The 11,911-nt window shown below is 40.3% G+C and carries 10 protein-coding genes; 1 reads left to right on the forward strand and 9 read right to left on the reverse strand.

Annotation, left to right across the window (positions count from 1 at the left end; translation table 11 throughout):
* Positions 1-18: 18 nt before the first annotated feature.
* The 7 genes from AC1TPB_RS03220 to AC1TPB_RS03250 form a co-directional block, all read right to left on the reverse strand.
* On the reverse strand, positions 19-885 hold the full coding sequence (locus tag AC1TPB_RS03220; protein ID WP_482075169.1) for a CpaE/TadZ family protein: 867 nt from the start codon (positions 883-885) through the stop codon (positions 19-21).
* Positions 875-1,594 carry an SAF domain-containing protein gene (locus tag AC1TPB_RS03225; RefSeq protein WP_482075170.1) on the reverse strand — a complete coding sequence of 240 codons (720 nt, stop codon included), beginning with the start codon at positions 1,592-1,594 and terminating at the stop codon, positions 875-877. The genes AC1TPB_RS03220 and AC1TPB_RS03225 overlap by 11 nt, the downstream gene beginning before the upstream one ends.
* A gap of 390 nt (positions 1,595-1,984) precedes the next feature.
* Positions 1,985-2,335 (reverse strand): type II toxin-antitoxin system PemK/MazF family toxin, encoded by a 351-nt coding sequence (locus AC1TPB_RS03230; protein ID WP_213514971.1) that lies wholly within the window; start codon positions 2,333-2,335, stop codon positions 1,985-1,987.
* 3 nt (positions 2,336-2,338) lie between these two features.
* Entirely contained in the window at positions 2,339-2,620 is a 282-nt protein-coding gene (locus AC1TPB_RS03235) for a CopG family ribbon-helix-helix protein (RefSeq protein ID WP_258200484.1), read from the reverse strand.
* A gap of 375 nt (positions 2,621-2,995) precedes the next feature.
* Complete coding sequence (locus AC1TPB_RS03240) at positions 2,996-3,649, reverse strand: hypothetical protein (protein ID WP_482075171.1); 654 nt, start codon at positions 3,647-3,649, stop codon at positions 2,996-2,998.
* A gap of 261 nt (positions 3,650-3,910) precedes the next feature.
* Positions 3,911-5,086 carry an alanine racemase gene (gene alr / locus AC1TPB_RS03245; protein WP_482075172.1) on the reverse strand — a complete coding sequence of 392 codons (1,176 nt, stop codon included), beginning with the start codon at positions 5,084-5,086 and terminating at the stop codon, positions 3,911-3,913.
* Between the two features lie 442 nt (positions 5,087-5,528).
* A complete protein-coding gene (locus AC1TPB_RS03250; RefSeq protein WP_482075173.1) occupies positions 5,529-6,737 on the reverse strand; it encodes a LolA family protein in 1,209 nt (402 codons plus the stop codon).
* Positions 6,738-6,953: 216 nt separating this feature from the next.
* On the opposite strand from AC1TPB_RS03250, the gene AC1TPB_RS03255 reads away from it, so the two are divergent.
* On the forward strand, positions 6,954-8,519 hold the full coding sequence (locus AC1TPB_RS03255; RefSeq protein WP_482075174.1) for a histidine kinase N-terminal 7TM domain-containing diguanylate cyclase: 1,566 nt from the start codon (positions 6,954-6,956) through the stop codon (positions 8,517-8,519).
* Between the two features lie 551 nt (positions 8,520-9,070).
* Here AC1TPB_RS03255 and AC1TPB_RS03260 read toward each other — a convergent pair.
* Together AC1TPB_RS03260 and AC1TPB_RS03265 are read right to left on the reverse strand one after the other, a co-directional pair.
* A complete protein-coding gene (locus tag AC1TPB_RS03260) occupies positions 9,071-10,489 on the reverse strand; it encodes an RNA-guided endonuclease InsQ/TnpB family protein (protein WP_482075440.1) in 1,419 nt (472 codons plus the stop codon).
* Between the two features lie 353 nt (positions 10,490-10,842).
* Positions 10,843-11,484 (reverse strand): DcrB/PsbP domain-containing protein, encoded by a 642-nt coding sequence (locus AC1TPB_RS03265; RefSeq protein ID WP_482075175.1) that lies wholly within the window; start codon positions 11,482-11,484, stop codon positions 10,843-10,845.
* Positions 11,485-11,911: the final 427 nt, after the last annotated feature.

The following is an 11,911-nucleotide window of genomic DNA, read 5'->3' on the forward strand; positions in this document are numbered from 1 at the left end:
GGAAGCAGCACTTAACTTTTATTTTGCTAATGATGACTTCATTTTACGTTGCCATATCATTTGCACACTTTTCCATGCTCGTTGCTTTTTCAATGTATATTGCTCAGGCAGTAAGTTAATCGATAATCCAACCAACCAGTTGCGCCCCTCCGAAGTTTCAGTTAGCCAGTAATCTAGTGCGCCCTCATCTAAGCTGGCAAATAAGGACGTGGGAAACAGTACATCTCCAATGACTTTCAATTGCAATTCCGCTTCAATTTCCTGTGTTGTAAATCCTGAATATTGTTTACTCTGTCTAATGACAAGGGCATGAACACTCTTATCGCTTAGTCCTAGTGAATGAGACATTGTTCCATACCAGCCTTTTGTATCTTCTTGAAAATGTGAAAGCGCATTTGTCGTAACTAGCACAATCTCATCTGCTTGTTGCATACTGCATAGACTTCCGGCATTATCCCAATACGCATTGCAATCAATAATGACATAATCATAATGTTCCTTGGCAGTAGCTACTAGTTGTCCTATATCTTCATCGCTGAAATATTCCGCCATCTCTCGGTAACGATTGCCAAGCAATAGATGTAATTGCGGTCTTGATGATGATATTGTCATCGCATTCATAAGCATAGTTGAGGTGAGTGAATGGGTACGTAAATGTGGGAGTAATTCATCGACTGTTGCTTGCGTTGGGGGAATGTTCATATAGCGGTGTAGCTTTGAGGATTTGAAGTTCATACATAGAAATGCTACTTTACACTCTGTGACTTCAACGATACGATATGCCGTAGCAAGTGCACATACCGTCGTTCCAATGTTCGGTGTCGTGCCAATAAATGATAACACTCGGCCTTCATGCTGCTCACTGCCGTTACCTCTATTCATCATTGATCTGTCCTTTCACCAATTGCGGTAAAGAATGATAAGCAATAACGAGCTTAACATCACCCGTGCGACAAAGATTATCGATATACAACCACTGTTCTTCTGTAAGATTGACATTGATGTATTCAATCATGCCGTTAGCAATGCGCCTTGAGGCATACATTTGTTCAGCGTTGCCACGAACTAGCGCATTTTTCCCTTCCTCATCTGGAGCTGCTACTTCAAGATTGGATCCCGTTTTCACTGATGCAACGATAATATCTTGCTCAAATATTTTTGTTGGTGCAGCTTCTGCCCCCGAACTGTAGATCCAGACCGCATCTCCAGCACGGATACCATTAGATACTGATTTGATATAATCTTTCGGAATTTGGAAGGTCGCCTCGTGTTCATTCGGGTGAAGTGCATAACGATTAAGCTTCCATTGCAATACGGGTTCATCACTACCAAGCGGAACGATCGCTTCTTGTCCAATAACATCTGCCTTGTTGAACACCATTTCTGCTGTAGCTAATGAAATTGGTATAGACAGCATTTGCAATTGTTCCTCCTTAATCATCTGCCCTGCTTCAATAAATTGGCCAGGTACAACAACTTCAATCTGCTCCTCTGCTTGGATTCGTTCAAATTGAAGAAGATATAATCCGTATACTAACGCTGCCGAGATGGTAGCTGATAGTAACGTGACAAACAGCTTTCTACTTCTTAACATATCATTCCTCCTCCAACTTTTTGTTACATCTCGATGAAACTCTCATATACAAAAAGTACATCGGAAGCATAACCTCCAACTTTTTGTTACATCTTGATGAACCTCTCGTATACAAAAAGTACATCGGAAGCATCCGCTCCAACTTTTTGTTACATCTCGATGAAACTCTCATATACAAAAAGTAGCATCGAAAGCATAACCTCCAACTTTTCATATTCTTCCCGAATATACTTCCTTGCTCATGATAAGTACATCGAAAGCATACACCCACCTGTACATAACAAAAAAGAACGCATGCCACTATCGGTATCGATAGATAGGTATGCGTTCTTCACATATTTGTATCAGGTTTTATTTTCATTATAACTATTTTCCCTTAATATGTCTATTCTAAAAATCAATTAATCCTACACTTATTAATAATGCATCATCAACCTTGCGCATCGTCTCATCATCTAAATGTGTAATTTTATCCGTTAGTCGTTGTTTGTCAATCGTGCGAATTTGTTCAAGAAGAACAACTGAATCACGATCGAACCCATGTTTTTCAGCATCCATCTCAACATGAGTAGGTAATTTTGCTTTTTGAATCTGTGCAGTAATAGCCGCAACAATAACTGTAGGGCTAAAGCGATTACCAATATCATTTTGTATAACTAGAACAGGTCTAACTCCACCTTGCTCCGAGCCAACAACTGGTGACAAATCAGCAAAAAACACATCTCCGCGTTTTACGATCAATCTCTACACCCCACTAACAAGACGACCCAAAGTATGGTCTGCTTCTTCCTCCGCTTGAAAAGCTTCTGAAGCAATATTCAAGTTAATTCTTGCCATTTCCATATAGCCACGCTGCATCTTCTCACGTATTTGTCTCTTTTTGCGCTCGATCAAATACAGCTTCATTGCTTGGCGAATGAACTCGCTGCGATTTGATTTTTCAGTTGCGACAATTCCATCAACTTCTTCTAACAATTGATCGGGCAAACTGATCATTATCCGCTTTGTATTATGAATATTGGCCACAGAATTCGCACCTCCAAAACTTTTCCAACACTTTACTACACATTATGACATAAATATAACTTTTCTATACTTGATCATATATATGTAATGAATATATCAAGTATGCTATATCCAACGATATATGGAAAGGATCGGGATAATACTTTACCCATTATGTTTGCTTAAAAACTACATGTAAATTTTTCCTCTTTACATATATTATTGATTTATTTTTCCATAGTACTCTCATATTACACTACAATGGTGCCTATAAGCTATAGATTATTATTGATAAAATCATCCAATTTCACTAATTACGGAAAATGCAACTTTTTAAGATGCATTGTCTATGAAATTCAAAGAAAAAAGTTACTTTTATTCCACAGACAAACCGGGCTACGATGCGGAGTTAGTGTCTATGACGGAACAAACCCTCTCTTCACACTCAGGGACTTTAAAATTACTGTCTGTGGCGGAACAAACACTCTTTTCACACTCAAGGACCGTAAATTTACTGTCTGTGGCGCATAAAACACTCTTTTCACACTCATAGACCGTAAATTTACTGTCTATGCCGCATAATACACCCTTTTCACACTCAGGGACCGTAAATTTACTGTCTATGCCGCATAAAACACTCTTTTCACACTCAGGGACCGTAAATTTACTGTCTATGCCGCATAAAACACTCTTTTCACACTCAGGAACAGTAAATTTACTGTCTATGCCGCATAAAACACTCTTTTCACACTCAGGGACAGTAAATTTACTGTCTATGCCGCATAATACACCCTTTTCACACTCAGGGACAGTAAATTTACTGTCTATGCCGCATAATACACTCTTTTCACACTCAGGGACAGTAAATTTACTGTCTATGCCGCATAAAACACTCTTTTCACACTCAGGGACAGTAAATTTACTGTCTATGCCGCATAAAACCCTCTTTTCACACTCAGGGACAGTAAATTTACTGTCTATGCCGCATAATACACTCTTTTCACACTCAGGGACAGTAAATTTACTGTCTATGCCGCATAAAACTCTCATTTTCCTCTCAGGGACCACAATTGACGTGGAAAATCCCTCTCATTCGCCGAAACAAAGTAACCTTTTTTTCGTCCCTTCCACTTTGCTATAGCGAAGAGAACTAATCACTCTCCTCCGCCGTAGCGGAGAGAACTAATTGCTCGTGGAAAAGCGATAGCGTTCGTTTTTGTCCTCGGATTTATACCACTATTCCCTTTACAATAAATCCGAGGACAACGGCGATTGGAACAGTGATTAGTTCTCCGAGCGGTCTTCGATTGATTATATACCATTAGATACTGCAATCACTTGACCTTGTTCGATATAACGACGCGGTACACGACTTGCAATCATACAAGTCAATTCATAATTAATCGTGCCTAATAATGCAGCGATCTGTTCAGTCGAAATCGTATGCTCGCCTTGCTGACCAATAAGGACAACCTCTTGATCAAGCAACGATTCAAGCGGATATGCTTTTAACTTATCTAGCGACACCATACATTGATCCATGCAAATTGCACCTAGCACAGCAATCCGTTCACCTTGTAATAATACTTCTACTTTACCAGACAGCATGCGACTGTAGCCATCTGCATAACCAATTGGCAACGTTCCAATCCACTCTGGTTCATCCGTTACATATCGTGCGCCGTAACTAATTCCCCAATCGGCTGGAGCTTCCTTAACATGTACAATTTTAGTCTTTAAGCTAAGCACTGGCTTCAATGCGATATGATCCTTATTCACTTCCTCTGACGGATACATGCCGTACATCGCTATTCCTAGACGAACCATATTGCCAGCCCACTGTGGAGTGTCCATTCCCCCAGCACTATTGGCAGCATGAATAATCGGTATATCCCAGCCTTCATCTCTAACATGGCTTTCAATCGCATGAAAACGATCATATTGAAGTGAAGTATAGGATTTGTCCGCTTCATCCGCTTTGGAATAATGTGTGAAAATCCCTTCTACTTGAATAGTTGAAATAGCCATCGCCTGCTCGATAAATGAGATTGCTTCCTCATATCCCAATATGCCAAGTCTACCCATGCCCGTATCGATTTTCACATGAACCTTCAATCGCTTGCCAGCTATTGCCTCCATAGCTTGAGCGGCTTGAAGTTGATCCTCGCGATATAAAGCAATTGTCACATTTTGCTCTCTTGCAATTGACATATGTTCAGGAGCTACAAAGCCGAGAACAAGAATTGGTAATTGAATACCTTCCTTACGCAGCTGTAACGCTTCATCAAGAAAGGCAACTCCCAAATAATCGACGCCATAGCGTTCAACTGCTCTTGAAATTTCTACTAAGCCGTGACCATATGCATTCGCTTTAACCGATGCTAATAATCGTGTACCTTCTTTTAATTGTGATTTTACTGCTTCTATATTATGATGCAACGCATCTAATGATATGTCGGCCCATGTAGGACGATAAAACGCACTCAATTACTCCACCTACCTTTAGAGGATGTTCAAAAAACGGACTTTGATAACGATGGGTATGCTAACGTAGCATACTCGACATCGAATATGAAGTGAACTTGGAAAGTACGGTTCGCGTGTACCAATAACGTACACTTGCGCTTCCGCCTTTCTCAAGTAACACTCCATCTTCTCGATTCTGAAAGCCCGCTTTTTGAACTTATATTTTATGAGGTTATTCATAAAATGGACTTTGATAACGATGGGTATGCTAACGTAGCATACTCGACATCACGTCTAATAGTTGATATGTTACCCCTAGTCATGTAACGTGTCAATGTTAATCTGTGCGGTTGAACCTCACTATGATTTTGATACGATATTAGCGTCTTTCTTCGTTATATAGCAAAAAGCTAGCTCATTGAATCGAAGATATACTTCGATCTTTAAGCTAGCTTTATCTATCTTATTTGGATACTTCAGCAAGAACGGATTGCGCAACTTTAATCATTTCAACTTCTGGTAGATCCGCACTACTTAGACGGTATTGATTACCAAAGTACGTCCAAGATAATGTATGCACATTATCACCAGATGTAAGCTGAGCTATCGTGAAGCCTAGATCAACGAAATCTCCTGGGACTAATGTTGTTGCTATATCTTTCGCTTCTGTTTGAATCAATGTGTAATTATAGGTACCTGCAAAGCGTGTCATCACACCTTGATTGCCAGCGTACTCAATATCTGTCATATCCTTCTCGTTAACACCTAATGGGGTGTGTGTAGGTCCCATAACCGTAAATGATTGTGGAGTTGTTGGTGCGATACTCGTTGCATCGTCATCCTCGCTCAAATCTGTGCCATGACCTTCCTCACCCGTAGTAGATTGTTCAGTAGGAGCGCCAGTTTTTGGATCAGTACTAGTGTCACCGTCCACATTACCTGTCTCAATGCCTACGCCATCATCACCAGGAGCAAGTGTGTCTACATCATCTTTATTTGGATCAACCGTTGTTGGTTGTTGCTCAGTTACATCGCCAGATTGTGCCTGCATATTAGATTCTGTCTTGAAGAATCCTTCAGTAAACGTCGGATTGAATTCGAATGTATCAAATTTCACGTCTACAAGTACAGTCGCGTTCGTGTCACTAACTTCTACTTGCATCGGTTTATAATCATCTTGGCTTAACCAAATCTTTTGTCTTGCAAGTGATGTACTGTTGTATTTCGCCATAACATCAAATACATAAGCATCATCTGTCGTTGTAAATTGACGGGAACCATCAAGTAGAATACTTTGTACTAATGTTTGATACAAATATACTTGGCCATTTTTTTGCGGCCAATCACTTTGGAAGCGGAAAACTTTGTTTTGCTTTGGCGTTAATACGAACACACCTTCATCATTGCGAAGCACGATTTGCGTAATATCTTTGTCTGCATTTGTCAGCTTAATGCGGTAAGCCTCTGGTTTGGCATAAGAAACTTCCACCTGATACACTTGCGGTTGCTGACCATTATGTAAGGTCATCGTACCTGTGCCACTGTAACCTTCCATACTATTCAAGAATTTGTCCAAATCCTTTACCACGGATTCGGCGTCTTTCGTCCCGCATGCAGATAACACTAGTACCATACTTAGTATAATTGCCGCGATCCATGTCATACGACGCATGAAATCATCCCCTCACACCTTGTTTTTTAACTGGCTTATACATACTATGTGGGGACTTGGACATTTATGCGGACTGGTTGTAGGCTTGACTAATTTTTTTTGCTACATTGTATATATGCAGCTGTTGAAAGTAATTTATACTATGGATTATATTAACATTTTTTTGTGATCGTGTTAACATGATATAGAGATAATATTTGAAAGAGGGTAAAACTATTGGTATCGACGCTAGAGGCATATGTAACATTAGTTTGCACTTCGGTTGTATTGAATTTGTCTATACTAGTCTATACTTATTGGAAGAGACATCATTATACAAATATCGCTAAATTGTTCATGTGGAATACATTAACTTCAATGATTTATTGCTTTGGTTATGCCTTTAGCTTAACATCCACTTCGTTAGAACAGCTTAGATTTTGGAATATTGTACAGTATGTTGGGCTGCCATTTTTCCCTCCGTTAGGATTATTGTTTGTTATGCAATATTTAGGATTTAAATTAACGAGAAAAAGAATTATCGCTTTACTAATAATGCCTTGTCTCACCTTTCTCATTAATGTAACCAATGAATCCCATCATACATTTTATAGAATATATGATATCCATTCGGTACTTGGGGCTCCATATAGTGAGATTGAATATGGGGTATGGTTTGTTGCACATAATATTTACATTTTCAGCTGTATGTTAGCTGCGTTCTTATTGCTACTTTCACGTTGGAAGGAAACAGTTAGTACATATAAACCTCAATTATTTGCGCTCATCTGTGGTCAATTGCTTCCAATAGTGACTGCATTTTTATTATTCATAGGAGTGACACCCGATGGTATCGATCCTGTACCAATGGTTATTTGGTTTTCTTCTGTTTTGTACCTCTGGTCTATTACTAGCTCTCGAATGTTATCAATTATGCCAGTTGCTAAGGAAACAATCTTTAATAGTATGAATGATGGTGTAATTGTGCTTAATGATAGCTATCAATTAATTGAATATAATCATGCTTGTAAAAATATGTTTACTGCATTGGATCGATCAACGTTAGGGCAGCCATTTGATCAAGTTTGGTTTATGCTAACGGATCAATCATTTCCTGTTCAATTAGATACGATATCAGATAAATTGAATGTTACGATTCATCAAGCTAATTATATTTATCAGGTACGTATTTCTATGCTTCAGCAATCAAATAATAACTCTGGCTTACTAATTATATTTACGGATATAACAGAGCTACATACATTACAACAAAAGTTAGAGCATCAAGCCTATTATGATGAGCTTACGCAACTATACAATCGTCGTGCCTTTTTCCAACAAAGTGAGCAAGACTTAATGAAAGTAAAGGGTAATCTGTCATCTTATACGCTTATTCTATTTGATATTGATTTTTTCAAAAAAGTGAACGACACTTTTGGACATCAAACCGGAGATCAAATACTAGTACATGTGGCTCAAATATGTAAAGCTGAGCTTGGAGAAGATATGCTATTTGCTAGATATGGTGGTGAAGAATTCGTACTCGCTATAGCTGGATATACATTAGTTGAAGGGGAAAACTTCGCTAATCACCTTAGATTTTGCATTGAAAAAAATCCTCTAGTTGAAAATAAACGAGTTGTATCAGTTACCTCCAGTTTTGGAGTATCCGTAACGACAGGAGCTATGGATGAATCAATCTATCAGCTTATTCAAAAAGCTGATGAAGCACTTTATGCTGCCAAAAGAGCTGGTCGAAATCAAGTAAAAGTTTTTACTGAAAAGTACGAATTTGTGGAATAGTACAGCAAAATATTAAGAACGCAGAAAAAGTTTGTATACCCCAAAATCACCAATGACACTTGCTGAGGTAGGAAGCATCATTGTTGATAACTGAAAATGAGGCGAAGGGCTGGATACTCCTCATGATACTCTCAGTAAGTGCGGCACAGCAGTGTAGTGGCTGCGTTTTTACCGTACAGTCAAAACTCGTGTAGTACAAGGTAGCGTCCACTTGAAAGTGTTTACAGTCTTGCCCTCCTATTGTGTAATGCGCCTCTGTAGGCGCTGGGTTAGAAGGAACTGGGAACGGACGGAGTTGATGACTGCTGTAGTGAACCCCTAGCCTTAGCTGCTCCCAGTGCAAACGACCAGCAAACCGAAGGGTTAGCCGAGGAGCCTAGTTCGAGTGGCTTCCGTTGCTTGACGGTGGGGGTTCAGTGGTTAAAAGCAGCTATGCGGACAAAGTTGACGAGATGGTAAGATTATTTTCTTCTATACATGTATGAATACTCCCGCCACTTACCAAAGCTGTCGCTTCGATTGAAGTGGGGGTTTCTGATGCTTCATCCCACTTATTTCAGGATGCTTAACACCAGTGGAGTTGACACGTTGATGGTCTGGTTACCATCCAACCCCTCTATCCCATTCGCTCCTCTGGCAGATACGTTTGGGAATACTTTTCGCATAATATTGGCTGCACCGTTGACATCGGCATGAATCAAGCCCTTCGTGTTCTGATACAGACCGCGATACATCCGTTTGCCTGAGAAGATCCATGTCCCTTCTTCGCCATAACTCGGTAACGGGTCTTGATCTACAAAGCTGGCTTTCGAGGTATACGCCTCTTCGGTCAGGATCACGTTGATTCCCTGCTCAGCTGCCTTATACTCGATCATCTTGATGAGCATGTGATGGGGAATATGACAGAAAAACTGATTGTTTCGCCGTCCGATTCCGGGCGCTTGTTTCCATCCATCGTTATGCCCAATGACGATCGTACCGACGTTGTGTTCCACTGCTAACCGAACAATATGATGACTTGCCTTGTGGAACAAGTCTTTGATCCTCCGATGGCGTTTCAAATGGAGACGTTCTAATCGCCTGGATGTATACGCCCCCTCGCGAGGTTCCTTGCCCTGACGAAGATTGCTGATATAGTACGCTTTCATCTTGTTGTAATACTGATTGATCGCTTTCACGATCTTGCCCTTCACGAGGATCGGTTTCGCTCCGGTCGTCGTGACGATGGTTGCAAGATTGGCGACGCCAAGATCAATCGCCAGCACGTGTTCTGCTATGGCTTCCTTCTGTTCAAGCGGATAAGCGAAGATCAATTCAACGACGTATTGCCCATGGCTTGGCACGACACGTACTTGCTTCAGTTGTCCGTCGGTACAGCCTAGTTTTCCGATGTTCAGTTGCAACTTACTCTTTGGAAACTTGAGAAACTTTCGTTCTTTGATCACACAGTCTTGATTGGAGAACATCACTTCCTTTACTCTATTACGTGCGTATCCAGGAATATTGGGCTTGCCGTTGTACTTCTCAGAATACTGGCGGTAATCCTTGATACTGGAAAAAAAAGAATGCCAATTCTGGAACACCACCTTCATGATTCCCTGACTGCTCTGCGTCGGGAGCGCTCGATAATCGAGTTGGTTCATCACTTTGAACAAGGCGTCTAGGAAGTTGTAAGGAACAAAGGGACTTTTTTGCGAGGGTAGCTCGAATGGAAGAGAAAGGTCCCCTTTTCTTCGTCGTTCATTCATTAAGTCAAGATGTAACGCCAGCGTGTCTAAAACTTCCCGTTGCAACGGTTGAAGAGGCTCATTCTTTCCAAATGCAGTAACGATCTGTCGGATGTAAAAGTTGGTCGTGTTATACAGGTTCTTAGCGTCCTGACATGCTTGATCGAGGTACGTAAACAAGCGATGACCCGGCTTAATCCACACCTGATGGGTTCTGTACATTGACTTTGAATCTGACAAAATCTCACCCCCTTCCAGTCGAAAACACGAATGTATGTTCTCTATTCATTATACCTCTTAGGATGTAGGAAAGGAAGAACATCTTGCGGGATTATTCAAGAAATCGCCGATTCACCTCGCCACTTATAGAAGTGGCGAGGTGAATCGGCGAAAACGGATAGATTCAGATCAAGGATCGCATGATCACCAATCATGGGTGAGAGCATAATTGACAATGAACGGATTAAACAAAAACTGGCTGACATGTGTCCAGTAACATACCGAACTCATGCCAGCCTATTAGCTGCATAATAAAAATTTTAACTTTAAGGGGACACTACCAAATCTACTTTATAGACAGCCCCATTCATTGTAAATTAAGAAATTTTGAAAGATTGAATGATCTCTTCGCTTGTTGTCTTCCATTCTTCTAATTGCTCCTGTAAGCAGTTGAAGCTAACAAGGACCAACTGGCCATCTACAACGGTAAATAGCATAGAATTGTAAATACTAGCATTATCTCCTTCAACTTCAACTACAAAAGAGAGATACCCTGCTTTCTTACCATTCATTTCAACAATGCCATCCTCCATCCACTCTGTTGCAACGGGTTGATACATTGCGACCATCTCTTCTTTAAGTGCTTCAAGGTCTTCCTCGTTCATCGGACTGCCAGTCTCGCTCAAAGCAACGTTAATGGTGCCATCTTCATTCGTATAGACCTCTTTCGGAGCGTTTCCAGAAGGATATTTGATTTGCTTCATCTCATCAGACATGATGATGAATTGTTCAGGAATACTGATCGTAGCAAGGCCAGACATAACGCTTTGCTCTTTGAGCGCGATTGATCCTTCAGGTGTCGCAGTTTCTTCTGCCGAGGTTTCCGGCGTAGGAGAGACCTCTGTGTCAGCCACAACTTCAGTAGGTGTAGGTTCATTAGCTGAATCACCTTGGTTTTGGGAGCATCCTGTAACAATGAGTGCAAATGCGGTAAAAACGATAACAAACAGCTTTTTCATAATAATTTCCTCCATGTCTCTATCTTTTATTTCCATCCAGCTGGGATGTAAGGATTAAATCCTCAACTTATGATATCGACAAATCATAAGTTGAATTTAATACTTTTCAAGGAATACATACAAATTATTACTTTTGCACTAATTTATATTCGGGTCATTAGTCTAATACTAATCATTTAATAGATGCGATGCCACTAGTGTTGCATTTATGCTATGTTAATAATCCATAATTTTCAATTTAATCAAAACTAACTCATAACATTCCTTTACAATAGATATGGTAGTAGCACGACCTTCGCCTACCTAAAATTATTCTTACATGCTCAAATTCAACAAAGAGATGGGCTGCGCGAAATTGTATTTTCGGAATTGGTTTCACAGATTTGCCAGTGGATAGGGAAAACACGATATATGGAACAGCAATTCC

This window comes from Paenibacillus sp. Y951 (assembly GCF_056786395.1).